Source organism: Trinickia terrae, assembly GCF_005144415.1.
GTDB lineage: Bacteria > Pseudomonadota > Gammaproteobacteria > Burkholderiales > Burkholderiaceae > Trinickia_A > Trinickia_A terrae.
Window position 1 is genome coordinate 196,909 of record NZ_SWJE01000012.1, and the last position, 26,054, is coordinate 222,962.

Consider the following 26,054-nt stretch of genomic DNA (forward strand, 5'->3'; position numbering starts at 1 on the left):
CTCAGAGTTCCTCACATTGTTCGGCGAAAGTCGGCAAGCTGATGTGCTTGGCGTTATACGCGGCGAGCGCCGCTGCGTACTGCTCCCGTCGCGCCGGGGCGGGCGGCAGCACGAGCTCGAGGCTGTTGTTCTCGAGCGCGGTCCAGCCACCGTTCGAAACCGGCGTCCACTCGGCAGTGTCGAAGTTCACCTTCAAGGCGAGCTTGAACGGATAGCGGTAGCCGAAGCGCTCGCGCAGCGCCTCCTTGGGATTCGCTTTCAGGCGCTCGCGGAACGCCTCGTCGTGCCAGGTGGCGGCGATCGCCTGAATGATGACCGCGCGATATTCGAGGAACTGCTGGTAGGTCGGAAAACTGCTGTCGAGACTGCTCATTGAAGCGCTCCTGTGGTGAGGGTGTTGCAAGCTGACGCTGATTCGATATCGTCTGTCCGCCGCAGGCGCGCCAGCATCTCGCGCGCGCTCGCGGCCGTGCGCGACATGCCGGCCGCGAGCGCCGCGTCGAGCGCTGCGCGGCAGACTTCGCTCGCGGCGCCGCACGATTCGCCCGCCGCCGCATGGATCAGGTACTGCGCTTTCTTCAGCAGCAGTTCGGCTTCGTAGTAGCGCTCGCTCATCTCGCGGCACAGCGCGAGGCACGCGTCGATCTCGCGCAGGGCGGAGCGCCAGTCGCCGCGCGCCGCGTCGATCTCCGCGATCAGCGAGGCGTAGTACGTCAGGCCGAGCAGGCAGCCCGAGCCGCGCAATGCGTCGATGTGCGCGACGACGGCGTCCCGGTCTCCTCCGGACCACGCGTGGATGATGGCCGCATAGCGCTCGACGGCGCTGAGCCCGTAGAGGCTCGACAGGCGCAGGATGATCTCGGTCGTGGCGCGCGCGCCGGCGCGGTCGCCGGCGCATTGCTGCATGCGGGCGAAGTACATCAGCGTGACGCCGAGCGTCGGCAGGTGATCGGTGCAGGTCGCGCGGTGCACGGCGTCGCGCGCCATCGCGAGTGAGGGTTCCGGATCGTCCTGCATGTGCCACATGACGCTCGCCAGCGCGGCCATCGACCAGGCCCGGGTGTCGAGGCCGAAGACGCGCCGGTGGCCGGCGTCGCGCGCCACGTCGTAGCCGGCCAGCGCCGCTTCGAGCGCCGCGCGCGCCGCCGGGTAGTGGCCGTCGATCCAGAGGCTCATGCCCTGCATCGAGCGGGCCGCCACGCGGATGCCGGGATCGTTCGAGCTGGCTGCGAGGCCGAGCAGTTGCACGACGATGCGCTGCACGGCGGCGCGATCGCTGGCGACGTGATGGCGGGTGGCCACCGTCCAGAGCGCGCTCGCGACGAGCTGTGCGTCGTCGAGGCCGTCTACCTGACGCAGCAGGCGTTCGGCGTGACCGTGCACCTGCGGATCGGCCCAGCCGAAGCGCGCCATCATCGCGTGCACCAGCGCCAGGTCGGCGCGGGCCTCGTCGCGCGCCTGCCCCGCGTAGTCGCAGCGCGTCAGCCAATCGCGCACCATCTGGGCATAGCGGATCGCATCGTCGTGCAGCGCCCGCTCGAGCGCGCGCTGCGCCGCACGGATACCGTAGGGGACAGCCTCCGCGAATGCCTGCGCGCGCACGAAATGCTGCGCGATGTTGAGGGTCTGCATGCCGCTGCCGCGCTCGGGCCGCAGGCCGAGCGCGCGTGCGACGCACGCATGGTTGCGGCGCCGGACCGCCGCCGGCATCGATTCGTAGGCCGCCTCGCGAATCAGCGCGTGGCGGAACGCGTACGACACCCCGTCGAGCCGGTGCTGCGCGTAGATGACGCGTGCTTCCAGCAGCCGCTTCAGATGCTCGTCGAGCACGGCGGGCTCGTAGGAAGAGACGTCGGCGAGCAGCCGCGCGTCAACTTCGAGACCGATCGTCGCGGCCAGCTGCGCGGTGTCGCGCGCGCCGTCGATGCGGTCGAGCGCGAGTTCGAGCATGTCGCGCAGCGTGCCTGGCAGCGGATAGCGATCGGGCACGCCGATTCCCTGGGCGTCCGGCGCCGCGCCGCTGATCACCAGCTCGCGCACGATCTCCTCGGCGAACAGCGGGATGCCGGCCGTGTGCTTGGTGAGCGCATCGAGCGCGGACGCGTCGATGCCGGGCCTGTCGAGCAGCACCGCGATCAGCCGGCGCGTATCGCTGCGCGACAGGCGCCGCAGCGTCATGCGGTCGGTGCCGGCGCGCCACCGCTCGAGCGCTTCGGGGCGCGACGTCATGACGATGCATACGGACCGGCACGACGGCGAGCGCCGCAGCGATTCGATGAATTCGGCGCTCGCGCGATCGATCCACTGCACGTCTTCGACGACGAACAGCACGGCCCCGCCGCCGCCGAGCGAAACGACGATCTCGCGCAGGACCTCGAACAACGCCTGTTGCTGCCGCACGCTCGACCAGGGCAGGCTGCCGGGCTCCCGCGCTACACCGAGCCAGGCCGCGAGCGTGGCGCGCGCGGCGGCGCGGTCGCAATCGAGAGGCTCGATCATGCGGTCGATGGCGGCCAGCGCCGCGGCGGTCTCTCCGTCGGCATCGATGTGCCAATGCGCGGCCACGAAGCGCAGCAAGGGAAACAGCGCGTGATTGACGCGCTCGGGCAGGCATGCGCACCAGGCGAATGCCTGCCCCGTCTTGCGCACCGTTTCGCAAAGGTCGTAGACGAGCCGCGATTTGCCGATGCCCGGTTCGCCGATCACGAGCCGGGCGGGACGCAGCGGCGGATTCTCGTCCTGCGCGTCCGGCCCCGGGGCCGCCACGCTGCGCCAGGTGCGAAGCAGCGTCTCGCGTTCGCGATCGCGGCCGATCATCGGCGGCGCTTCGCTGCGGTCCAGCGAATCGAACGAAGCGTGCTCGTGACGTTCGCCGAGCAGCGTGTAAACGCGCTGGGACGGGTGGCCGGCCCGCGCGAACCTGAGCGGGGCCGGCGCATGGTCGATATGGCGCTCCAGCAACTGACGGGCGTCCTCGGTGAGCAGGATGCTGCCCGGCGAAGCCAGCCGCAGCAGCTTCGCGGCCGTGGCCGCGGTTGCGCCGCCGGCCGTGAGCGGCGCCTGCGCGAGGATCGGGCCGGCGTGGATCGCCGCGGCAATCTCGACGCCTGGACAGCCTGCCGTCTCGCGGCCGCCGGGCAGCGCCGGCGCCTCGTGCCGGGCGCGGCCCGCCTGCCGCATCATCTCGAGAGCGGCACGCGCGGCGCGGCGCGCCGGGCGGTCGATGCCGTCCTGCGTGCCGAAATAGAAGAGCAACGTATCGCCGAGCTTGCCGCACGCTTCGCCGCCATAACCGACCGCGATGTCGGCGCACTTCGTCAGCCATTGCTGCTCGCAGGCTTCGAGCGCGTCGAGGCAGGCGGCGTCGGCTGCCGCGTGCGACGCTTCGGCGGCGACGCCCGCATGGCAGCACAGCACCGTGACTTGCCGGTAGACGCCAGCCTCGCCGTTGCCGGTTCCCGTCCGCGAGACCTCTGCGCGCCTATGCGAGGCGCGCCGGTAATCGAACTCGCCGACGAGCGCCTGAAAGGGCAGCGCCCGGAACTGCGCCGCCAGCTCGTCGGCGGACGCCGCGCGCCGCCGCGGATCCTTGTTCAACGCGAGCCGCAGCACGGTGCCGAGCGGATGAGCCGCGATGGCCGGCGGCAGCGCCACGTCGACAGGACTCAAGTGCTGATAGAGGATCTCGGCGATGCTCGCGCCCTGCATCACGGCATGACCGGTCAGGCATTCGATGACGAGCAGGCCCCAGGCATAGAGATCGGTTCGGATCGTCGGGGCCTCGTTACGCAACTGCTCGGGCGCACAGTATTGCGGCGAGCCGAGCACTTCGGTCGACTGCGTCGGCGTGCGGCCATCCGCCTGCGCGGCGCCGGGGAGTAGCGCGCCGATGCCGAAGTCGAGAATCTTCGCGTGCGGGACGCCGTCGGTCATCGTCACCATCACGTTCTGCGGCGTGAGGTCGCGATGCACGACGCCCTGCCGGTGCGCGGCGGCGAGGCCCTCGAGCACCTGCGTCATCAACAGCCCCGTCGTGACCGCGGAGAGTGCGCCTTCGGCCGCGAGCATGTCGCGCAGCGTCCTGCCCGGCACATGCTCGAAGACGGCGAACAGCCGGCCGTCGGGCGTCTGCCCCTTGTCGAGCAAGGCGACGACGTGCGGGTGGTGAAGCGTTTCGCACAGCCGCGTCTCGCGTGCAAAGCGTGTGCGCGAACGCTCGCGCTCGACAGCGGTGCGCGCCGTGTCCTCGCGCATCAGCTTGATGGCGACGGTTCGTCCGGTGTCGATCCGCACCGCCCGATAGACCCATCCGCCGCCGCCCTCGCCGAGCAGCGCGCCGAGCCGATAGCCGTGCATCCCGCGCAGTTCGGCGGCCGGCATCTGCCCGGTGGCGCGAGGCGGCGGAAATGCGTCGTCCGCGGCGAGCGCGGGCATGCGTGAATCGGCAGCCGAAGCCAGTGTGGCGGGAGGCATGGCGCGACTACGTAGGCAGCGCGTGCAGCATCAGGTCGTCGTGCGCTGCGTGCGGCACGAAGCCATGCGCAGGCTCCGCGGGCAGCCACTGGCATTCGAGCCGCTCGCCGCGAAAGACCCGGAACGCGACACAGCCGAAGCGCACGCTGCCGCGCCGGCGCTCGACGAACTCGATCGCGCCGTTGCCCGGCAGCGCCGCGAACTGCGCACGGGCGCGATGAATGTGGACATTGACGTGCGGCACGTCGATTCCGAGCATGCGCGCCAGCGTCTCCACCTCGACCCATCCTTGCGAGGCGCTGTCGTAGCCCGTCTGCATGTCGGCAAAACGAGCGCGCGCGAGGGTGGCCAAGGAGTAATGATGCGACCGCTCGCCGAGATCCACCGTGCCGCCGCGCGTATGCAGCACCGCGCGCACATGTTCCTCGTTCGAGCTGACCGTGAATTCGATACGCTGCGGCAGCGTCGACAAGCCGGCCGGCACGGCGAGCGCAAGCGTCGAATCCTTGTGCGCCAGCGTCAGCCGCCAGCTGAGGTTGCCGGTCGTCACGAGATCGCCGTCGCGCAGCACGCGAAGCTCGCCGCGGTCGTCGCACAGCCATTCGCCCGACGAGGAGCGCACGACCATGACCGCGGGCGTCGCGTCGCCCGACAGCATGTGCGCGGAGTCGAGCACGATGGGACGCGCGGGCGCGCGCACGGGCCATAGCATGTCGGCGGGGTCCGACAGGTCGTCGACATGCCAGCAGACGTCCGTGGCCTTGCCGAAGCGGATCGTGTCGCCCTCGCGCAGCGTCGCGTGCTCGCCGTCCCGCAGCAGCGTTCCGGACAGCAGCGTGCCGTTGCGGCTCTGGTCACGCAGTTCCCAGCGCCCGCCTTTGAAGCGGATGCACGCATGCATTCGCGAAACGTGGTTGCCAGGAGTCACGGTATCGCAGCGCGCCTCGTCTCTTCCGAAAACGTGCTGTGCCCGCAACAAGCAGGATTCCCCCGACACGCTGTTTTTTAGTGTCGCCATCGCCCGTCGTGTCTTGGTTTTCGCCCGATCGCTCAATGCGGCAATCGAGCCGGCGACTGGTCAATCGCCGTGGTTGATAACCGAAGTTGCCATTTGCTGCCGAAACCCTTCAAACACATTTGATGGGCACGATTTTGGATTCGCTTTGAAACAGGACTTGCCCCTGAGACATCACCGCGATTTGCGCTCGCATTACGCATTATTCTCCGGACTGGTTTTATCGGGCCATCGATGCCCTGTCCGATTTTCGCGACGATGTTGCCCGAGATTAAAAAACTAGGCAAGCGACGCAATATGCGTATTGGCTAAAAAATCGTGAATTTTATGTGATGGCGAGAGACACGGTGCGCACCGGCTTTGACGAATATGCGCATTGAATTTCAGACGCCGCAAACGGTGTTATTGGGTGTAATGGATTCACCTGCTGCGGTCATCCACGATACGCCCACTCGTCGCAGTGACGAGCAACCTGAATAACGTGGAGAAGAAAATGAGCCAATGTCCCGGTTGTCAAAGCGGTGTCGTTCCCGATTTCACCAAGGAAGGCTTCGGTGGCCAAAGTCTGGTCGCGACGTCGCAAGACATCACGTCCACTCACACCCCTGAGAGCCTCCAGCAGCAACTCAGCTCAGAAGGCGTGCTTGCCCTCGCCGTCAGCGCATGCGTCGGCGCATCCTACTCCTCGGGGAAAGTCTGCTTCAATTTCCCGATTTTCGGGAACATCTGCATCAACGTTCCCATCCATATCCCGGTTGGCGCCCAACTGAAGGTTTGCGCATCGACTTGCGGCTCGTTCATTCCGACGGGCCTGAAGATCACCGTGTACGTAAACAATGTCGCTGTGTACAACACCAGCTGGGGCCGGTGCTAAGCGCGGCGTAGCCTCTCCTGCTGCACACGTCTTCGAAGCACGGAAGCCTCGACAACAGGCTTCCGTGCGCTCGCATTCCGGACGGCTGCCTCATGCCCGCACTGAAATCCTCGCTTGTTTTGTTTTCGAGTGCTATCCATTAATGGATGGATGCTTCAAAAAGCACGGTGCCTTTCGGACTGGAACGCACCCATTCTACCGACAGAGGTAACGTGAAATGACCTTCAAGATACTGAGCTGCGACGGCGGCGGGATTCGCGGATTGATCACCGCCTTGCTGATCCAGGACCTCGATCGCCGCAGCGGGATTATCGCCAAGGCCGACGGTTTTGCCGGCACGTCCACCGGCGGGCTGATCGCCCTTGGACTGGCGCGAGGCGTTTCCATTGCGGAAATCGTCGACGTCTACAAAACCAAGGGATCGGAGATATTCCAGGAAAACAAGGCGTGGACCGAGCAAAAGGAAGCGCTCGAAAACAGGGTGGCCCTTGCCGGCCCCGGTCTTTTCGCCTGCCAATACGTAAGCACCGGGCTTGAAAAAGTCGCCCGGGAGCTGGTTGGAGACGGCAACCTGGCCTCGCTGTCCCGGTTCGTGGTGGTCAATTCGGCGCGTTTGTGGGATGCCGCTGCACGAAGCTGGGTTCCCAGCGCGATCTCCAACGCAAAAAGCAATGCCTACCGCAATATCAGCCTGATCGATGCAGCCCTGGCCACCTCCGCGGCGCCGGCCTATTTCCCGCCGCACGAGATAGCGGAATTAGGCTATTTCGCGGATGGCGGCGTGTTTGCCAACAACCCCTCCGTCACGGCGATTTCCGAGGCGCTGGCCAGCGGTCTCCCGGACAGCCAGGGGAACCTGCGTATGTTGTCCCTGGGCACCGGCATGAGCCCGCAGGGTATTCCTCCAAGCGCGATCGGCGATCCGCTGGGCTGGGGCGTTTCGAAATGGCTATGGCCCTGGGCAAGCGGAAGCGTGCCGGCGAGAGCGTTGTTCTCGTTGACGCTCGATACGACGTCCATGCTTGCCGCGCAACAGTCCGAGCAAATCCTGGGCGGCGACTACCGGCGCGGCAACTTCGTGCTCGGTCAGCCCATTGGGCTGGACGACTGGAAAAAGGTCGCGGAGATGGAGAACGAAACCAACGTGTACATGAAGAGCCAAGAGTGGCAAGGCGTATGCCAGTGGGTGGAGCAGAACTGGCAGTGATATGACGTGGATAAGCGCACAGGACCCGCATGACCGGGTCCTGTGCGCCCATTCAGCGGGTGCGTTCGTCGTCGAAGGTCAAAAGACCGGATGCCCGTTGATCAGGCTCGGCAGCCACGTCGAGAAGTACGGGAAGTAGGTCACGATATTGATCGCGCTGAAAATGGCCAGGTAATACGGCCAGGCGATCTTCGTGGTCTCGCCGATCGACACGTCGCCGATCGCGCAGCCGATGAACTGCACCGACCCGATCGGCGGATGCACGAGCCCCAGCGAGCAGTTCAGCAGGATCATGATGCCGAATTGCACGGGCCCGACGCCGAAGTGCATCGCCATCGGCAGGAACAGCGGCGTGGTGATCAGGATGTGCGCGGCCATGTCGACGAACGTGCCGAGAAACACCTGGATGATGTTGATGTAGAGCAGCATCAGCCAGGGGATCGTCGTCGCGTGCTCGAGCAGGTGCTCGATCGCGCCGGGAATCTCCAGGTAGGCCATCTGGAAGCGCAGCATGTTCGACACGCCGATCAAGAGCAGCACGACGCCCGTGGTCCGCGTCGCGCGCGTCAGCGCCACGGCGAGCTTCTTGAACGTCATCGTGCGGTACACGAGCAGCGTGAGCACCAGCGAGTACGCAACCGCGATCGCCGCGGCCTCGGTCGCCGTGGCGATGCCCTTCGCGACGCAGGTCAGGATGATGAGGATGACGAGCAGCCCAGGCACCGCGCCCACGAACGTCTTCGCCACCGCGTACCAGCCGGGGAAGCGCGGCAGCTCGGACGAACCGTCGGCGCGCCGCGGGAAGCGGTAGCGCACCGCCTGCCAATACGCCGCGGCCAGCACGAAACCCATCACCCAGAGCACGGGCAGCAGCCCCGAGAACAGCAGGTCGCCGATCGACACGCCGCTCACCGCATGCCCGGCGACCACGCCCGTGATGCCCTGCGCGGCGAGCGCGTAGATGATCATGTTGGTGGACGTCGGCATCAGCGCGCCGGCCAGCGACGCATGCGTCGTGACGTTGACCGCATACGCCGCGCTATAACCCTCGCGCTTCATCAACGGAATGACCACGCCGCCCATCGCCGAGGTATCGGCGGTCGGCGAGCCGGACACGCCGCCGAACAGCGTGCAGGCGACGACATTGGCCATGCCGAGCCCGCCGCGAAAATGCCCGACCGCCGCCTGGGCAAAACGCAGGATGCGATCGGCAATGCCCCCGTGCAGCATCAATTCGCCCGAGAGAATGAAGAACGGCACCGCCAGGAACGAAAACGCGTTGATGCCCGACACCATGGACTGCATGGCCGTCGCGAGAGGCAGCCCCTCATGCAGATACGTCAGCACGCACGCGAGGCCGAGCGCGAACGACACCGGCACCCCGAGCACGAGGAAGACCAGAAAACCGATGGTGAGAATCGCAAGTTCCATGTGAGATCACGTCCGCTTACGCGCGATGAGCGTCAAGATGTGCTCGATTGAGAAAAGAATGGTGCAGGCGCTGGCAACGAACGGGATCGCATAGCGGACCGCTTCCGGCAAGCCGAGGATCGGAATCTGGTCGTCGAGCTTGGTGATGGCCATGTCCTTCGAGCCGAAGCAGACCGCTATGGAAAAGGCAATCAGGCAAAGCTGCTGGAACACTTCGAGCGCGAACTGCGCTTTGGGCGGCAGCGACTTCACCAGCGAATCGAGGCCGATGTGCCCGCCGTCGCGCACCTTCTGGGCCGCGCCCATGAAGGCGATGACCAGCACCAGCAGCAGTCCGATCGGCTCGACGTAGTCGGGGGCGTCGTCGAAAACGTAGCGCATCACCACGCTGTAGATGACCAGCACGCTCAGCACGGCGAGGCAGATCGACGCCAGCACCGTCACCACGCCGGCGACGATTCGGTTCGGGTGCTTCACGAAGTTCATCTATCCCTTCCTCCGCAAGACGAGCTTTGCATGGCGGTTCGAAAGCGTGCTTACTGAACCGCCTGGATCTCGTCGACGATCTGCTTCATCTGCGGCGTCTTCTCGTACTTCGCCCAGACCGGCTGCATCGCCTTCACGAACGCCGCGCGATCGATCTGCGCGGCGGGCGCGATCGTCACGCCCGCCTTGGTCACGGTCTGCACGCCTTCGCTCTCTTTCGCGACCCACAGCTTCTCGTAGTACGGCACCGAATCGGCCGCCGCCTTGCGGACCGCCTGCTGCTCTTGCGGCGTCAGCGTGTCCCAGATCTTCTTCGAGAACACCACGACTTCCGGCGTCATCGAGTGCTCGGTTTCCGAGTACACGGGCGCCACTTCGTAGTGCTTCGTCTCCACGTACGACGGGATGTTGTTCTCGGCCGCGTCGATCAGGCCGGTCTTGAGTCCCGTGTAGACCTCGGCGAACGGCATCGGCGTCGGCGTGCCGCCCATCGCCTTGATCTCGTCGACCATCAGGCCGGACGGCTGCACGCGCACCTTCAGGCCCTTCATGTCGGCCGGCGAATGGATCGCCTTCTTCGCATAGATCGATCGCGCGCCGCTCTCGTAGAACGTGAGCGCGATCATGCCCTTGGCCTTGAACGCGTCGAGGATCTTCTGGCCTTCCGGGCCGTACATGACCTTGCGGAAGTGATCGATGTCGCGGAACAGGAACGGCAGCGACGGAATCATCGACTCGGGCACGATGTCGTTGAACGCCGCCGCGTTCGCACGGACCATGTCGATCGCGCCGATGCGGACTTGGTCGATCGTGTCGTTCTCCGAGCCCAGCGCGCTGTTGCCGAAGACCTTCACGCTGTCCTGCCCGTTCGTCTGCTTGCCGATCTCGTCGCCCATGAACTTCAGCGCCATGGTGGTCGGGAACGTGTCGCTGTGCACGTCGGCAGCGCGGAACACGCGCGCCTGGGCGGCGCCCGGGCCCAAGGCGAGGGCGGCGGCAACCGTCGTTGCGATGGCCGACAGGGCGAACTTCCGTTTCATCTGTGATCTCCTCTGAGTGACCGTCCAGCCAGTGCGCTTGCCGCGCTGATCGCCGTGCTCCACACATTCGATGGCGGCGTGGCTGACATCTTCGCCAAAACGGCGATGTTGTAAGACAATGTTTTAGATTGTATTTACATCTCCAGACCTTGCGCCCTAGTACATTCCCGAAGGCGCTTGGACGCGCATCGTGATGCGGCGGCGTCATGTGCGCGGTGCATCAGTGGATCTCCGGCTCCCCGGCCTTGCCACCCGCCGCGCCGCATGCGCCCGCCCCTTCGCGCTGCAGGAAGTCGAAATCGCACCCCTTGTCCGCCTGCATCACGTGGATCTGGTGCATCGCCCCATAGCCGCGCGTGAAGCGCGGCGGCGGCGCCACCCACGCCGCCCGGCGGCGCGCCATCTCCTCGTCGGAGATCAGCACGTTCAGCCGGCGCCCCGGCACGTCCAGCTCGATCAGGTCGCCGTCCTTCACCAGCGCCAGCGGCCCGCCGATGAACGACTCCGGCGCCACGTGCAGCACGCACGCCCCGTAGCTCGTGCCGCTCATGCGCGCATCGGAGATCCGCAGCATGTCGCGCACGCCCTGTTGCAGCAGCTTCTTCGGAATCGGCAGTTGCCCCCACTCCGGCATCCCCGGCGCGCCCACCGGCCCCGCGTGCTGCAGCACGATCACGCAGCTCTCGTCGATGTCCAGCGCCTCGTCGTCGATGCGCGCGGCCATGTCGTTGTAGTCCCTGAACACCACCGCCCGGCCCGTGTGCACGTGCAGCTTCGGATCGGCCGCGCCCGGCTTGATCACCGCGCCGTCGGGCGCGAGGTTGCCGCGCAGCACCGCAAGACCCGTGTCGGGCATCACCGGCGTTGCGCGCCGCCGGATCACTTCGCCGCTATAGATCTCCGCGTCCGCAATGTTCTCGCCCAGCGTCTTGCCGTTGACCGTGCGCTGCGTGCCGTCGATCAGCTCGCCCAGTTCCTTGAGCATCGCCCGCAGGCCGCCCGCGTAGTAGAAGTCCTCCATCAGGTACTGGCCCGTCGGGCGGACGTTGGCGAGCACCGGCGTGCGCCGCGAAATGTCGTCGTAGCGGCCGAGCGTCAGCTCGATGCCCGCGCGGCGCGCCAGCGCGATCATGTGCACGATCGCGTTCGTGGAGCCCGATAGCGCGAGGCACGTCGTCACCGCGTTGTCGACCGACTGGGCGGTGAGGATGTCCGATGGCTTCAAGTCCTCCCACACCATCTCGACGATGCGCATGCCCGTTTGCGCGGACATCTGCGCGTGACGCGAATCGGGCGCCGGAATCGAGGCAAAGCCCGGCAGCGTGAAGCCCAGCGCCTCGGCCGCGCTCGTCATCGTCGAGGCCGTGCCCATCGTCATGCAGTGGCCCGGCGAGCGCGCGATGCCGCCTTCCACGCCCTTCCAGTCGTCCTCGGTGATCTTGCCCGCGCGCAGGTCGGCCCAGTATTTCCAGGTGTCCGAGCCCGAGCCCAGCGTGCGGCCGTTCCAGTTGCCGTTGAGCATCGGGCCGGCCGGCAGGAAGATCGCGGGCAGGTCCATCGAGATCGCGCCCATCAACAGCGCCGGCGTGGTCTTGTCGCAGCCGCCCATCAGCACCACGCCGTCGGCCGGATACGAGCGCAGCGTCTCCTCCACTTCCATCGCGAGGAAGTTGCGGTAGAGCATCGTGGTCGGCTTCTGGAACGGCTCGGAGAGCGTCTGCACCGGCAGCTCGACCGGAAAGCCCCCGGCCTGCCAGATGCCGCGCTTCACCTCTTCGACGCGCTGCTTGAAGTGCGTGTGGCACGGGTTGATCTCGCTCCACGTGTTGAGGATCGCGATCACCGGCTTGCCCGCGTATTCCTCGCGGCTGTAGCCCATCTGCGCCGTGCGCGAGCGGTGGCCGAACGAGCGCAGGTCGTTCACGCCGTACCAGCGGTGGCTGCGCAGGTCTTCGGGGGTCTTTCTCTTCGTGCTCACTTCTACTCTCCGCAAAACTCAGTCAGTGAAACGCCTGCTGCCGAAAGCGAGCGGGCTCTGGAGCGTGGCTATCGATGATGGGAGAAGGCGCGTTCGCGCGCGGGCTCGATGCCCAGGCAATGCGGCGCAAGACGTGGACGGACCGCGGCGCCGGCAAGACGCGCGGCATCGATCTGCAAGTCAGGCAAGCGGCCTGACTGTCCGTCCGAATCGAACACGGTATCTCCTCACCACTCTTCTATGACCGATCCGCAAGACGGCGGTTGCCGGGAGCGTGTCCCGCTCCCGGCAACCGCGCTGCTTGTTCTATTTCGTGTGCGGCACGGTCAGCGGCGCACGAGCTCGCCATCGCGCAAACGCCAGAGGCCCAGCGGATTGCCCTCCTGCAACGCCGCCGGCAACAGCGCTTCAGGCAGGTCCTGGTAGCAGACCGGCCGCAGGAAGCGCTCTATCGCCATCGCGCCGACCGAAGTCGTGCGCGCATCCGACGTCGCCGGGAACGGGCCGCCGTGCACCATCGCATAGCCGACCTCGACGCCGGTCGGAAAGCCGTTCGCGAGGATGCGCCCCGCCTTGCGCTCGAGCGTCGGCAAGAGACGCCGCGCCAGCGCATGGTCGTCCGGGTCGATCTGGAGCGTCGCCGTCAACTGCCCTTCCAGGTGCTCGGCGACCCGATGAAGCTCATCGATATCGCGGCACGCGACGATCAGCGAGGCCGGCCCGAAAATCTCGTCCTGCAGCTGCGTGTTCGCAAGGAACGCGTCCGCCGTCGTCTTGAAGAGCGCGGCGCGCGCCGCACAGTGCGCATCGCTCGAAGCGCCGTCGGCCACGCGGGTCACGCCTGCCGTGCGCGCGCGCTCGTCGATGCCGTCCTGATAGGCCGCCGCGATTCCCGCAGTCAGCATGGTCTGCGCGCTCTTCTGCCCGATCGCTTGGGCAGCCGCTTCGATGAAGCGATCGAGCGCGGGGCCGTCGAGCGCGATCAGCAGCCCCGGATTGGTACAGAACTGGCCGACGCCGAGCGTCAGCGAATCGGCGAAGCCCTGCGCCAGCGCCGCGCCGCGCGATTCGAGCGCAGCGGGCATCAGGAACATCGGATTGACGCTGCTCATCTCCGCATAGACGGGGATCGGTTCCTTGCGGCGCGCGGCGATGTCGGCCAAAGCGAGACCGCCGCGGCGCGAGCCCGTGAAGCCGACCGCCTTGATCGCCGGATGAGCGACGAGCGCCTCGCCTATTGCATTGCCGGCGCCGATCACCAGCGAAAACACGCCTTCGGGCAAGCCGCTGTCGGCGACGGCCTTCTGGATCGCGCGGCCAACCAGCTCGGAGGTCCCCAGATGCGCCGGGTGGGCCTTCACCACGACCGGGCAACCGGCCGCGAGCGCGGAAGCGGTATCGCCGCCCGCCACGGAAAACGCCAGCGGAAAATTGCTCGAGCCGAACACCGCTACCGCGCCGAGCGGAATCTTCTGCGAGCGCAGATCGGAACGCGGCAGCGGCTTGCGCTCGGGCAACGCCGAATCGAGCACGGCGCCGCACCAGCGGCCTTCGCGCACGAGCGAGGCGAACAGCTTCAACTGCCCGGCCGTGCGAGCGCGCTCGCCTTCGAGGCGCGCCTTGGGCAACGCCGATTCGACATGCGCGCGCTCGATCAGCGCATCGCCGAGCGCGACGATGTTCTCGGCGATCGCTTCGAGCAGACTCGCGCGCACTTCGAGCGGCGCGGCGCGAAACGCATCGAACGCCGCTTCGGCCAGCTCGCAGGCGCGCTCGACATCCTCTGCGCCGCCCGCGCCGAACGCCGGCTCGATCTCCCGGTTTTGCGCCGGGTCGAACGCGCGCAGCGTCCCGTTTGCGCCCCGCACCGGGGACGCACCCAACAACATCTCACCTGCAATCCGCATCGTGCCTCCTCTAGCTAGTTGCCCCATTACGCGCAAACCTCGGCCTTCAGGCCGTGCTCGAACGCGAGCAGCGCTTGCGCGGCCGCGCGCACGGCCGCGTGATGCGCCTTCGGCGTCTCGCTGAGCAGCGGCAAAATCGCGCCCATGTCCGCGACGCCCGAAAACGTCACCGCGTCGTGCAAAACGCGGATCAGCGAGATGTCGTCGCGCAGCGTTTCGAGCGGCATGAAGGCGTCGTAGATGCGCTGCGCGTCGGCATCGCGCGACTCGCGGATCGCGCGCATCAGCTCGGTGACCGCGTGCGGCGCGATGCAGCCCGAACCGGTCGTCCACGCAGCGAGACCGAACTCGCGCATATGCACGAGCGCCGGACGCTCGCCCATGCCCGACACCACGCGCGACGGATTCACGCTTTGCAGCAGACGGCGCAGATAGGGATCGTCCGAAGGGTTCTCGCGCACGATCGCGTACTTCACCGCGGCCAGCGTGCCGCGATCGACAAGCCGCGCGAGCGTATCGACGTCCACGTAGTTCTCGCTCTTGACGTAGAGCGTGAGCGGAATGCCGGCGGCGTCGACGATGCGCGTGAGCCCCGCCTCGACACCCTCGGACGTCGTGAAGCCGGCCAGCGGCAGCACCATCGCGGTCCGATACGAGGTCTGCGCGAGGATGCGCGCCTGGTCGAGCATCTTGCCGAAGTCGGGGCCGATCGCCGGGATCACGCGGGTGCCCGGCGCGGCGCTTTCGGCCAGCATGTCGAGCAACTCGCGATACTCGCTCACCGCGACGTGATAGAAGTTCGCGTTGCCGCCATAGAGCAGCGTGCGCACGCCTCCGGCCTCGATGTAACGGATCAGCTTCTGGTTTTCGGCGACGTCGAGCGACAGGTCGGCGCGGCGCGCCAGCGGCGGCACCGCCATCACGGACGACGCAAATTCGCTCTCGACAACTGGGGACACGTTCATGGGGCCTCGAATCGGGTGTTTTGATTTCTGACAGATCGAACGGTACACCGCGCCCCTCATGTTGTCAAACAACATTTGAGAATTAGCAATCTCGCTTGACAAGTGTTCTTTTGTCTGACGAAAATCCGCCTTACTGGATCTTTCTCGATGCGATTGCGCCGATGGACATCCGGAAACGGCCAAACAAGGAGACAGCGTCAAATGTCAAAGCGTGACTACGAGAGGCACGAGGCAGGCGCACATCACGATGGCGAGCTGATTTCGCCGGGACGCCGCACATTCATGGTGTTCGCGGGAGCGTCCGCAGGCGCCGCGCTATTGGGCGCCTTGCCCGGATGCGGCGGGGGCTCGGGATCGGCCACCGCCTCCGGGACGACCACCTCATCCACCGCCGCCGTTGCCGCGGACGCGGACCCGATCTGGGGCGCCGGCGGGACGGCCACGCGCATCATGTCGTCGCTCTCGCCGATCAACCACGCGATGTTCCGCAGGTTCGATTTCCTCGTCACCGATTACGGCGCGCAGCCTCTCACGACCCAGGTCCAGACGACGGCGAATCCGTATGCGCAACCCCTGAGCCCCGGGGCCGACTTGAATGTCCCCGCGACCGTCACGGGCACGGCGTTCGATTCGTACCACGCGTTCAACAATGCGATCGCGGCAGCCAACGCGGCGGGCGGCGGCCGGGTCGTGGTGCCGGCCGGCAACTGGTATTGCGGCGGCCCGATCGTGCTGCTCAGCAACGTCAATTTCCATCTGAGCGCCGGCTGCACGATCTACTTCAGCCCCAACCCCGCGGACTATGCAGCGCACGGGCCCATCAACTGCGGCGCAAACGGAAACCTGTACTTCTCGCGCTGGCAGGCAAACGATTGTCTGAACTTCGGCTCGCCGGTCTATGCGTACAAGCAGACCAACATCGCGCTCACCGGCGAGGGCGACAGCTCGATCCTGAACGGCCAGGCGATGACGCCTTTCTCGGGCAGCGGCAGCACGGCCACCTGCTGGTGGACCTTCAAGGGCTCGAATGGCCAGTACGGCTGCGTCAATTCCTCGACGCCTTCCCAGGCCTACGCCAATCCGAACAACGCCGCGCTGACGAGCGCCAATACGGCGCTGCTCGACTTGATCACGAGCTCGACGAAAGCGCCGTGGCAGCAGGACCAGAACTACCTGCCCGCGCTCTCCGAGCTCGGCGTGCCCGTCGCGCAGCGCATCTTCGGCCAGGGGCATTACCTGCGGCCCTGCATGGTGGAATTCATCGGCTGCACCAACGTGCTGATGCAGGACTACCACACCCAGAACACGCCGTTCTGGCAGCACCATCCGGTCGACTGTGCATACGTGGTCATACGGGGCGTATTCGCGGACAGCATCGGCCCCAACAACGACGGCTTCGACCCCGATGCGTGCCAATACGTGCTGTGCGACTCGGTGACGTTCAACACCGGCGACGACTGCATCGCGATCAAGTCGGGCAAAGCGCTCGACACCGAGTACGGCCCCGCGCGGGACCACGTGATCGTGAACTGCACGATGAACAGCGGACACGGCGGCATTACGCTCGGCAGCGAGATGAGCGCCGGCGTGGAGAACATCTACGCGCGCAACCTGAACATGCTCAACCAGAGCTGGGCGACCAATCCGCTGAACATCGCGATCCGCATCAAGACGAACATGAGCCGCGGGGGCTTCGTTCAGAACGTGTACATCACCGACGTCGATTTGCCCAACGGCATCAACCTCGCGGGCAGCGGCTACGGCAGCAGCAACATGCTCGCGGGCAGCCCGATCGACACGTCGGCGCCGCTCGGGGTCACGACTGCGGCTGCGTCCAATCCGTCCGCTTCGGCAGGCGGGCTCATTACGTTCGACTGCGATTACTCGCCGGCCGGTGACGCCGTGCGCGAGAGCCCACCGGTGGTCAAGAACGTGAACATCTCGAATGTGAACGCGAGCAATGTCACGTTGAACGGCCACACTGCGTCGTGCTTCCAGGCGATCGTCGCCCAAGGGCCGGTCGCGTCCGACTACAACGGGCCGGCGCCCGCGCCCGCGGTAACGCCCATTACCGGCGTCACGATTTCGAACTGCAATTTGGGCACGCCGATATGCGACGGCACGGCCTCGGCGACGACGCCCGGGCCGATCTACGTGAACAACGTGAATGCGATTACGTTGAGCAACGTCGTGATAGGGGGGACGACGTATAACACCAAGCTCGTTGGATAAAAGGCCGGATGAGATCGTTGTCGATGTGCAGTTGGCTCGAGCATCTCCAGATGTCAAACAGCAAACCTTTCATGACAGGAGTGGTACTTCGATGAAAAGAACGTATAAAGCCACATTCGTGATTGCAGCCGCTTTCTCTTTTTCGGCGATATCCGCCGGAGCACAAACGTTGGCGACGGGCGACAGCCGAACCGTCACACAGCCCGCTTATCCCGGTGTCTGCACCACGCTTTATGCAAATTACTCGAGTTCGCAACGGTCCTCGCCGCCGACTTCCGACGATACCAGCCGCATCCAGCAGCAATTGAACAATTGCGCGGGAACCGGAAAGAGCGTCGTGCTGGCGCCATCGGGCTCCAACGATGCTTTTTATACCGGGAGCCTGACGATCAACGGCGCCGGCCTGGTCATCAGCTCGGGAACGACCTTGTACGGCAACAGCTACTCCAGCAGCGCCCAGTTGTTGTCATTCTCGGGTACTGACGCATCGTTGATGGGCCCTGGAACAGTCGACGGCCGGGGCGATCTCATCAGCGGAACGCCGCGGCTCGTGCAGGCCAGCAATATCTCCAACTTCATCGTCTACAACGTGACGCTGGCCCAGGCGGCCCACCCCAATCTGTATGTGGAAGGCGGCAGCGGCTTCACCGCGTGGGGTGTCTCCATCCGCACCCCTGCAACACGCAAGAACGCCGACGGCATCGACATCGACAGCCTCACCAACGCCACCGTCACGCAGTCCGACATCGAGGCCGGCGACGACGGCATCGCGGTCAAGACCAACTCCGGAAACATCTCGAACGTCACCGTTTCGAACACCAAGCTGCATGGGACGCACGGCCTCTCCGTCGGCAGCATCGACAAGAACACTGTCTCCAACATTCTTTTCCAGAACAACTATGTCTACGGGAAAGATCTGAGCGGGACGGCATCGACCGACGCCAACGGCATCAACGTCAAGACCGGCCCGTGCTCGCTGACGGTGCAGCAGGTGAGCTACGTCAATACCTGCATGATCAACGTCAAGCACCTGGTCGTCATGGACACCAACTACAACACCTGCACGACAGGCGGCAGTCCATCGTTGTCGAACATCGTCGTCAACGGCGCTTACTCCACCGAGTCGGTCTCGGGCGCCTATACGAAGATCGACGGACGCAATTCGAGTTACCCGGTCGGCGCCTATCTGGCCAATGTCAGCCTCGACGCGACCGCGCAAAGCGGCGACCAGTACGCCAAGGTCGGCTTGGACAATTCGAACGACACGCCTTCGGGAACCGGCGTCTCCACGTCCAGCTTCACGATGACCGGCAGTGTGCCGAGCTGCTCGTTCTAACCCCCGTCATATCGATGCAAGCAGCCATGCGGCGGGAGCGATGCGCGCCCCGTCTGCGTGGCTTCTGAATGGAGTATCCATGCGGACTCGATGCGAAGGCGGACAAGCCGGATATATGTGGCGTCTGTGCGTAGGCGCTGCGGCGATCCTCGCCTTGTCGATAGCGATAGGCGTGGTCCGCACTCGGCATGCCGAGCCGGACACCACGGCAACGAGCCAAGGGCTCGCGCCGGGCCCGGCGTCCGCCCCTTTCGCACCCAACCCCTTTCCCGGGACCGCGCAAGGCATTGCGCCCGCCGATTCAGGCCTGGCTGTCACGGAAAATCACGAGCTGATCGTCAATTCCGCATTGCTCGATCTGATCAATTTCTTTCTGCTGGGGCAGCAGGACGGCGATCGCGCAGATCAATTGAAGGCCTACCTGAAAGCCAATCTGCCTTCGCCCGCCAACAGCGAAGCGGTACGAATCGTCGGGCGTTATCAGGCTTACATGAAAGCGCATGACGATTTGCTGGCGGCCCAGAATCTGGGCGACGCCACCGATGCCTCCACGGTCGATATCGATCGCATTGCGATCTGGCGTCAGCAACGCGACCGCCTGCGGCAAAGCATGCTCGGCGCACAGGTTGTGCAAGCCTGGTATCAGAACGACGACGCGCAACTGGATCAGGTTATCGGGGAGTGGCGGCAGCGCGCTGAAGATGACCAGGCGTCATCGTCGTCCGCGCCGGAGTCCCGATATCCCGTCCCGCATTGGCTCGACAAGCGCGACGAAGAACATCATCGCAGGTACATGCTCGAAGTCCTGGAAAAGGCTGTCACGAGCTATGACAGGCTGGGCCGCGAAGGGCGGCAACGGGCGGAGTGATCGCGACGCCGCATCGTCGCAACCGCCGCCATCGCAGCCGCCCCCTCTGCCCAAATGCGCAATGCAGATAACGGTATGAGAAAGCATTGGTTCGGGTTCGTGCCCGCCTCATCGACAATTCCCGTTCACGTCAAAGCGCTGCACGCCTGTTCCCGGCGCGAGCCTGCGCACGCCGCGACTCACCCGACCGCACGACTCATCCGCCATGCACAACCGATCGACCCGCCCCTCTCTCGCGCGCCGCCTTAGCCGGGCGTCATTCGCCGCGCTCGCCCTGGCAAGCGCCTTCGCCGCCAATACATCCCGAGCCGACGCCACGCTCGACCGCATTCACGAACGCCACAAGATCGTCGTCGGCGTGATCCTGTCCGGCCCGCCGTTCGGCTCGCTCGACCCGGCCACGCAGAAGCCCGTCGGCTTCAACGTCGATCTCGCGCAGGATCTCGCCAAACGTCTTGGCGTCGAGCTGGAAATGACGCCCGTGCAGCCGTCCAATCGCGTCCAGTTCCTGCAGCAAGGGAAGGTGGACGCGCTGATCGCCAACATGGAAGTCACCAAGGAACGCGCTGAAATCCTCTCCTATCCGCCGACACCATTCGAGGAAATCGGCGGTGCGCTCATCACCCGCAAGGACAGCGGCATCAAGACCTGGAACGACGTGCGCGGCAAGGCCGTGTGCGTCTCGCAAGGGAGCAACTACGCGAAGCCGCTGGCCGACGAGTACGGCGCGCAGGTCAAGGCCTTCCGCGGGCAGCCCGAATCGCTGCTGGCGCTGCGCGGCAACAACTGCGCCGCGGCCGTGCACGTCGCGCCGACGCTGCGCCTGCTCGTCGCGAGCAATCCGGACTGGAAGGACTACACGATCCCCGCGCCGAACGATTTGATTCCGTCGCCGTCGGTGATCTGGGTGCGCAAGGGCGAGACCGATACGCAAAACGCCTTCGAAAAGATCGTCGAGGAATGGCATCGCAGCGGCTGGCTGATCGATACCGAGCGCAAACACGGCATGCAGCCTTCGCAAGCCGTGCTCGACCTGCACGCGAAGTTCAAGGCGCAGCGCACATGAGCGCGGGGCCGCTCGAATCCGCCGTCGCCGCGCTCGGCAAGCTCGGGCTCGACTACCGCTTCGCGCTCGCCGCCGACGAGCGCGCGTCGTTCCTGCACGGCATGCTCGTCACGCTCGAGCTGTCCGCCGCGGCCACGGCCGGCAGTCTCGCCGCCGGCGTCGCGCTCGCGGCCATGCTGCGCTCGCCGAGCGCGGCGCTTGCGCGTCCCGCGCGCGTCTTCGTCGAACTCACGCGCAATACGCCCTCGCTCGTGCAGCTCTTCTGCGCGTTTCTCGTCCTGAACATGCTGCTCAGCACGGCGCTGCGCAACCTGGGCGGGGTCAATCCGCTGACGCCCTTCGTCTGGAGTGCCGTGGTGATCTCGCTGCATCAGGGCGCCTTCCACGCGGAGGCGTTGCGCGCGGGCATCGAAGCGGTGCCGCGCGCGACCGTCGAGGCGGCGCAGTCGCTCGGCTACAGCCGGCGGCAGCGGCTATGGACCGTGCAGCTGCCGCTCGCGCTGCGCTTCGCGCTGCCGTCGCTCGTCAACAACCTCGTCGACCTCGTGAAGATGACGACCATCGCCTCCGCGATCGCGGTCGGCGACGTTACTTATGCTTCGATCATGATCTGGACGCAGCGCGACAACGTGCTCGAGCTGATGATCCTGATCCTGCTGTTTTTCGGCGCGCTCACGTTCGCCGTGAACCGCGCGGGCCGCTGGCTCGAAGCGCGCTTGAGGATCGCCGGCTATGGCCACTGAGCCGCTTTCCGCCGCCCAGGCGGACGCACCACGCAGCGGACGGCCCGGCGCGCTCGCCGCCGTCCTCGCGACGGGCGCATTGCTCGCGCTCGCGGAGCGCGAGCTTCTTCACAGCGCCGCCGCGAGCGCCATGTTGTCCGCGTTCGTCACCTGGCTGCCCGCGCTCGGCAAGGCGCTGTGGGTCAACGTCGAGATCAGCCTCGCGGCGATTGCGCTCGGCACGCTCGCGGGCCTCGCGCTCGGGCCGCTGCTGCTCTCGCCGGTGCGCATCGCGAGGCTCGCCGCGCGCGCCTACGTGCAGGCGTTTCGCAACGCGCCGCTGCTCGTGCTGATCTATTTCTCGACTTACGTGTTCCCGTTCGAGATCACGCTCGGCCACCATGCCGTACCGTTTCCCGACTGGCTGAAAGTGACGCTCGGCCTCGCGTTCCCGGCCAGCGCGAACGTGGCCGAGATCTTTCGCGGCGCGATCCAGTCGATCCCGCACGCGCAGTGGGACGCGGCGCGTTCGCTCGCGTTCAGCCCCGCGCAGGTGTACCGCTGGATCATCCTGCCGCAGTGTGTGAAGCGCATGCTGCCGCCGTGGATGAACCTCTATGCGAGCATCACGATGGGCACCGCGCTCGCGTCGCTGGTCGGCGTGCACGACCTGCTCGATACCGCGCAGGTCGCGAGCAACACCGTCGCGCGCGCCGACTTCACCGTGCTCGTCTACTTCGCCGTGCTCGGCCTGTTCTTCTTCTATTGCTATCCGATTGCGCGCTTCACGCGCCACCTCGAAAAACGCCATGCCTTCAGCTGAATCCCGCCCCGCGCCAGCGCTCGTGAGGCTGCGCGACGTCCACTTGTCGTTCGGCGCAAGTCCCGTGCTCAAGGGCATCGACCTCGACGTGTTCCGCGGCCAGGCCGTGACCATCATCGGGCCGTCCGGGTCCGGCAAGTCGACGATCCTGCGCTGCATCACCGGCTTGCTGCGCCCGCAGCGCGGCACGATCGAAGTCGACGGCACGCGTGCGGACCTGCTGAGCTCGGAGCGCGACGAAATCGAATTGCGCAAGCGGGTCGGCTTCGTCTTCCAGCAGTACAACCTGTTTCCGCATCTGAGCGTGCTGGACAATCTCGTCGTCGCGCCCGTCAGGATTCTCGGCCGCGACAAGGCGAGCGCGAAGCGCACTGCGTATGAGCTATTGGAAAAAGTGCGGCTCGCGGACAAAGCGCACGCCTATCCGGGCCAGCTCTCCGGCGGCCAGCAGCAGCGCGTGGCCATCGCGCGGGCGCTGGCGATGCAGCCGGACCTGATCCTGTTCGACGAAGTGACCTCGGCGCTCGATCCGGAGACCGTCGGCGAAGTGCTCACGGTGATCCGCGAGCTGGTGAGGGACGGCATGACCTGCGTGCTCGTCACGCACGAGATGCGTTTTGCCGAGGAGGTCAGCGATGCGGTGTATTTCACGGAAAGCGGTGTGATCGTCGAGCACGGCCCCGCGAACCGCGTGTTTCATGCGCCTGCGAATCCGCGCACGCGCGAATTCCTTGCGCGCGCAACCGATCCGGCACAGCGTGCGCAGCACGCTCAGGGTCGCGCGGACCGGGCAGCGGCCCGCACGGCGCTTCCGCTCGAACTGCGCAATTTCGCGATCTGAGGCAACGGGGCCGCGGCACTTGCGAACGGCGCGGCCGATTCCTGAGCCGCGCTGTTCTCGTCAACCCGCCGCGTACCGGCTCGCCGGCCTGGGCAACCCGAGGTGACCGCGCAGCGTCGCCCCGCTGTACTCGGTGCGGAACAAGCCGCGCCGCTGCAATTCCGGCACGACGCCCTCGACGAAATCGTCGAGCCCGCCCGGAAAGTACGGCGGCATGATGTTGAAGCCGTCCGCCCCTTCGCCCACGAACCATTCTTCGAGCGCATCCGCCACCTGCTCCGCCGTCCCCCAGACGATCCGGTGCCCGCGCGCGCCCGCGACCAGGTGATAGAGCTGGCGCAACGTGAGGTTGTCGCGGCGCGCGAGATCGGTCAGCAGCCTGGCGCGGCTCTTGAGCTGGTCGGATTCCGGCAGCTCGGGAAGCGGCCCATCGAGCGGATAGCCGGACACGTCATGCCCCAATCGATCGGAGAGCAGCGTCAGCGCGCCCGACGTATCGGTCCACTGCTGCAGCGCCTCGTACTTGTCCTTCGCTTCCTGCTCGGTCTTGCCGATCACCGGAAACACGCCCGGCATCACGTGCAGCGCCTCGCCCTCGCGTCCGTGCTTCGCGAGCCGCCCCTTGAGGTCGCGATAGAAGATGCGCGCCTCGTCGAGCGTCTGCTGCGCGGTGAACACCACTTCCGCGGTGCGCGCGGCCAGATCCTGGCCCGGCCCGGACGAGCCCGCCTGGATCACGACCGGATGGCCCTGAGGCGGCCGCGATGCGTTGAGCGGCCCCTTCACCGAGAAGAAGCGTCCGCGGTGGTCGAGCGTATGGACCTTCGCCGGATCGAAGTAGACGCCCGCCGCCTTGTCGCGCACGAGCGCGTCGTCGTCCCAGCTGTCCCACAGGCCTCTGACGACGTCGACGAACTCGCCCGCCATCTCGTAGCGCAAGGCGTGATCGGGATGGTTGCCGCGCGTGAAGTTGGCGGCGGTGCGGTCGTAGGAGGTCGTCACCACGTTCCAGGCCGCGCGGCCTTGGCTCAGGTGATCGAGCGACGCGAACGCGCGCGCGACGTGATACGGCTCGCTGTAGGTCGTCGAGGCGGTGGCCGCGAGGCCGATGTGGCGCGTCACCATCGCGAGCGCCGACAGCAGGCACAGCGGCTCGAGGCGCATCGCCATCGACGGATGCGCATCCGGGCCGCTCGTCAGGCCGTCTGCGAGGAACACCATGTCGAACTTCGCGCGCTCGGCGGTCTGCGCGATGCGCTGCATCAGCGCGAAGTTCTCGCTGCCCGCTTCGGCGTCCGGGTGGCGCCAGCCAGCGACGTGGTGTCCCGCGCCCTGGATGAAGAGTCCGAGGCGCATTTGCCGTTTTGCGGCGGAAAGGTGAGGCGTGCTCATGCGTGAATCCTGGGGAATGCTTGAAAGAGGATGGCGAGGTCGCCGGCCGTCTCCATCGTGTCGACGAAGGCAGGCAGCGTCGCGAACGCGGGATCGTGGCCGACGGCGTCGGCGAACTTGGCGCGCAGGTCGTCTGCGCTATGCAGCCGGTCGGTCTTGTGACGCAGCACCGCGCCGCCGCGCAGTGTGATTTCCACCGTCGAGAAGCGCGTGGCGGGATCGGTCGATGCGCGCGGCGCGGTGGCGTCGTACGCGCGCGTCACGCGCTGCGCGAATGCGGCGAGGTCGGCGCGCACCGGCACATCGGCGAACGTCGCGACAGAGAGCGCGCCGTCGATCAACGCCGCGGCCAGCGCGTACTCGACGCTGAAGCGCCCTTCGAGCCCGGTGGACGGCGCGCGGTGCGAAAGGGGCGTGTCGCCGCCGGGCGGAAACGTCACGACGGCGCGCTCGATATCGCCCGGCGCGAGACGATGCGCCTCGCGCAACGTCAACGCCGCGTGCACCGCATAGTGCGTGGCCGTGCAGCACGGCCACGGCTTGAAGTACAAGCCGGGCGCGACGATCTGCCAGGGCGCCCCCCAGCCTTCGAGCGCGCGCTCCGGCTGCGCCGCGCCGTCGCCGAACACGGCGAAGAAGCCTTCCGGGCCGTCGAGCGCCGCGGGCGAGCCCTGCAAGCCCGCCGCCGCGAGCCGCGCCGAGAGCAAGCCCGCGCGGGCGGCCTGCCCGGCGTGGAGCGGTTTCGCTTCGCTGCCGAATTGCAGACGCAAGCCGGCCGCTTGCGTGGCCGCGAGACCGAGCGCGTTGTCGATCGCGGCGGCGTCGAGCCCGAGCAGGAACGATGCGGCGGCAGCCGCGCCCAGCGCACCGAGCGTCGCCGTGTTGTGAAAGCCGCGCTCGTAGTGGCGGCTGCCGAGCGCGAGGCCCAGGCGCGCCATCGTCTCGACGCCGACGACGTACGCCGCGAGCAGATCGTACGCGCTGCGGCGCTCGGTCTGCGCGAGCGCGAAGAGTGCCGGCAGCAGCACGGTGCTTGGGTGGCCGCGCACGCTGCTGTGCACGTCGTCGTAATCGAGCGCGTGGCCCGCGTAGCCGTTGACGAGCGCCGCATCGAGCGCGTTGAGCGAGTGAGGACGGCCGGTTTCCGGATGGCCGATGACGGCGGCGTCGCCTCGGCTGCCTTCGCCGATCACGGCAAGCAGCTTGCGATAGCCGGCGTCGTTCGCGCCGGCAAAGGCAGCCGCCAGGAAATCGAGCACGCCGCGCCGCGCGGCGGCGATGGCGGCGGCATCGTTAAGCGGCGCTGCGCGCGCGATCGCGGCCGCGAGCCGGCGCGTGACGCCTGCGCCGGATTGCGCGGCAGCGGGAGAGGGAAAGCTGGACATGTTCGAGGCAGGC

General features: G+C 66.5%; 21 protein-coding genes. 10 read left to right on the top strand and 11 right to left on the bottom strand.

Annotation, left to right across the window (positions count from 1 at the left end; genetic code table 11):
- Nucleotide 1 precedes the first annotated feature (1 nt).
- The 3 genes from FAZ69_RS22105 to FAZ69_RS22115 are packed head-to-tail and all read right to left on the bottom strand — an operon-like array spanning nt 2 to nt 5,491.
- On the bottom strand, nt 2–373 hold the full coding sequence (locus FAZ69_RS22105; protein ID WP_136897219.1) for a BMA_0021/BMA_0022 family TOMM bacteriocin: 372 nt from the start codon (nt 371–373) through the stop codon (nt 2–4).
- The gene (locus tag FAZ69_RS22110; protein WP_439654787.1) at nt 370–4,473 is read right to left on the bottom strand and encodes a TOMM system kinase/cyclase fusion protein; all 4,104 of its coding nucleotides are present in this window, start codon (nt 4,471–4,473) and stop codon (nt 370–372) included. Before FAZ69_RS22110 ends, FAZ69_RS22105 begins: the two co-directional genes overlap by 4 nt.
- Before the next feature lie 7 nt (nt 4,474–4,480).
- Complete coding sequence (locus FAZ69_RS22115) at nt 4,481–5,491, bottom strand: FHA domain-containing protein (protein WP_136897220.1); 1,011 nt, start codon at nt 5,489–5,491, stop codon at nt 4,481–4,483.
- 490 nt (nt 5,492–5,981) lie between these two features.
- Here FAZ69_RS22115 and FAZ69_RS22120 point away from each other — a divergent pair, with 490 nt between their 5' ends.
- Both FAZ69_RS22120 and FAZ69_RS22125 read left to right on the top strand, forming a co-directional pair.
- On the top strand, nt 5,982–6,362 hold the full coding sequence (locus tag FAZ69_RS22120; RefSeq protein WP_136897221.1) for a hypothetical protein: 381 nt from the start codon (nt 5,982–5,984) through the stop codon (nt 6,360–6,362).
- Nucleotides 6,363–6,579: 217 nt separating this feature from the next.
- On the top strand, nt 6,580–7,569 hold the full coding sequence (locus tag FAZ69_RS22125) for a patatin-like phospholipase family protein (RefSeq protein ID WP_136897222.1): 990 nt from the start codon (nt 6,580–6,582) through the stop codon (nt 7,567–7,569).
- 78 nt (nt 7,570–7,647) lie between these two features.
- Here FAZ69_RS22125 and FAZ69_RS22130 read toward each other — a convergent pair whose 3' ends face one another.
- The 4 genes from FAZ69_RS22130 to araD all read right to left on the bottom strand — a co-directional run bounded on the left by FAZ69_RS22130 (nt 7,648) and on the right by araD (nt 12,504).
- Nucleotides 7,648–9,000 (bottom strand): TRAP transporter large permease, encoded by a 1,353-nt coding sequence (locus FAZ69_RS22130; protein WP_136897223.1) that lies wholly within the window; start codon nt 8,998–9,000, stop codon nt 7,648–7,650.
- A 6-nt stretch (nt 9,001–9,006) separates the two neighbouring features.
- On the bottom strand, nt 9,007–9,486 hold the full coding sequence (locus tag FAZ69_RS22135; protein WP_136897224.1) for a TRAP transporter small permease: 480 nt from the start codon (nt 9,484–9,486) through the stop codon (nt 9,007–9,009).
- Between the two features lie 50 nt (nt 9,487–9,536).
- Nucleotides 9,537–10,526: a TRAP transporter substrate-binding protein gene (locus FAZ69_RS22140; RefSeq protein ID WP_136897225.1), complete on the bottom strand. Its 990-nt coding sequence runs from the start codon at nt 10,524–10,526 to the stop codon at nt 9,537–9,539.
- A 220-nt stretch (nt 10,527–10,746) separates the two neighbouring features.
- On the bottom strand, nt 10,747–12,504 hold the full coding sequence (araD, locus tag FAZ69_RS22145; RefSeq protein ID WP_136897226.1) for an L-arabinonate dehydratase: 1,758 nt from the start codon (nt 12,502–12,504) through the stop codon (nt 10,747–10,749).
- 74 nt (nt 12,505–12,578) lie between these two features.
- Here araD and FAZ69_RS34250 point away from each other — a divergent pair, with 74 nt between their 5' ends.
- A complete protein-coding gene (locus FAZ69_RS34250) occupies nt 12,579–12,701 on the top strand; it encodes a hypothetical protein (RefSeq protein ID WP_255451552.1) in 123 nt (40 codons plus the stop codon).
- 129 nt (nt 12,702–12,830) lie between these two features.
- Here the strand turns inward: FAZ69_RS34250 and FAZ69_RS22150 are convergent, their stop codons facing one another.
- Nucleotides 12,831–14,411, bottom strand: coding sequence for an aldehyde dehydrogenase (NADP(+)) (locus FAZ69_RS22150; RefSeq protein WP_136897227.1), 1,581 nt, complete (start codon nt 14,409–14,411; stop codon nt 12,831–12,833).
- Nucleotides 14,412–14,437: 26 nt separating this feature from the next.
- Nucleotides 14,438–15,376 (bottom strand): dihydrodipicolinate synthase family protein, encoded by a 939-nt coding sequence (locus FAZ69_RS22155; protein ID WP_136897228.1) that lies wholly within the window; start codon nt 15,374–15,376, stop codon nt 14,438–14,440.
- 201 nt (nt 15,377–15,577) lie between these two features.
- On the opposite strand from FAZ69_RS22155, the gene FAZ69_RS22160 reads away from it, so the two are divergent.
- From FAZ69_RS22160 to FAZ69_RS22190, 7 genes are all read left to right on the top strand, one after another.
- Nucleotides 15,578–17,608 (top strand): glycoside hydrolase family 28 protein, encoded by a 2,031-nt coding sequence (locus FAZ69_RS22160; protein WP_240702405.1) that lies wholly within the window; start codon nt 15,578–15,580, stop codon nt 17,606–17,608.
- Nucleotides 17,601–18,944: a glycosyl hydrolase family 28 protein gene (locus FAZ69_RS22165; protein WP_240702407.1), complete on the top strand. Its 1,344-nt coding sequence runs from the start codon at nt 17,601–17,603 to the stop codon at nt 18,942–18,944. Before FAZ69_RS22160 ends, FAZ69_RS22165 begins: the two co-directional genes overlap by 8 nt.
- A 115-nt stretch (nt 18,945–19,059) precedes the next feature.
- Nucleotides 19,060–19,812: a hypothetical protein gene (locus tag FAZ69_RS22170; RefSeq protein ID WP_240702409.1), complete on the top strand. Its 753-nt coding sequence runs from the start codon at nt 19,060–19,062 to the stop codon at nt 19,810–19,812.
- A gap of 205 nt (nt 19,813–20,017) precedes the next feature.
- A complete protein-coding gene (locus FAZ69_RS22175; RefSeq protein ID WP_136897229.1) occupies nt 20,018–20,878 on the top strand; it encodes a transporter substrate-binding domain-containing protein in 861 nt (286 codons plus the stop codon).
- A complete protein-coding gene (locus FAZ69_RS22180) occupies nt 20,875–21,621 on the top strand; it encodes an amino acid ABC transporter permease (RefSeq protein ID WP_136897230.1) in 747 nt (248 codons plus the stop codon). Before FAZ69_RS22175 ends, FAZ69_RS22180 begins: the two co-directional genes overlap by 4 nt.
- On the top strand, nt 21,611–22,423 hold the full coding sequence (locus tag FAZ69_RS22185; RefSeq protein WP_136897231.1) for an amino acid ABC transporter permease: 813 nt from the start codon (nt 21,611–21,613) through the stop codon (nt 22,421–22,423). Before FAZ69_RS22180 ends, FAZ69_RS22185 begins: the two co-directional genes overlap by 11 nt.
- Entirely contained in the window at nt 22,410–23,264 is an 855-nt protein-coding gene (locus tag FAZ69_RS22190; RefSeq protein ID WP_136897232.1) for an amino acid ABC transporter ATP-binding protein, read from the top strand. Before FAZ69_RS22185 ends, FAZ69_RS22190 begins: the two co-directional genes overlap by 14 nt.
- 60 nt (nt 23,265–23,324) lie before the next feature.
- On the opposite strand, the gene FAZ69_RS22195 is transcribed toward FAZ69_RS22190, so the two are convergent.
- Together FAZ69_RS22195 and FAZ69_RS22200 are read right to left on the bottom strand one after the other, a co-directional pair.
- The gene (locus tag FAZ69_RS22195) at nt 23,325–24,656 is read right to left on the bottom strand and encodes an LLM class flavin-dependent oxidoreductase (protein WP_136897233.1); all 1,332 of its coding nucleotides are present in this window, start codon (nt 24,654–24,656) and stop codon (nt 23,325–23,327) included.
- The gene (locus FAZ69_RS22200; RefSeq protein ID WP_136897234.1) at nt 24,653–26,041 is read right to left on the bottom strand and encodes an MmgE/PrpD family protein; all 1,389 of its coding nucleotides are present in this window, start codon (nt 26,039–26,041) and stop codon (nt 24,653–24,655) included. The genes FAZ69_RS22195 and FAZ69_RS22200 overlap by 4 nt, the downstream gene beginning before the upstream one ends.
- Nucleotides 26,042–26,054: the final 13 nt, after the last annotated feature.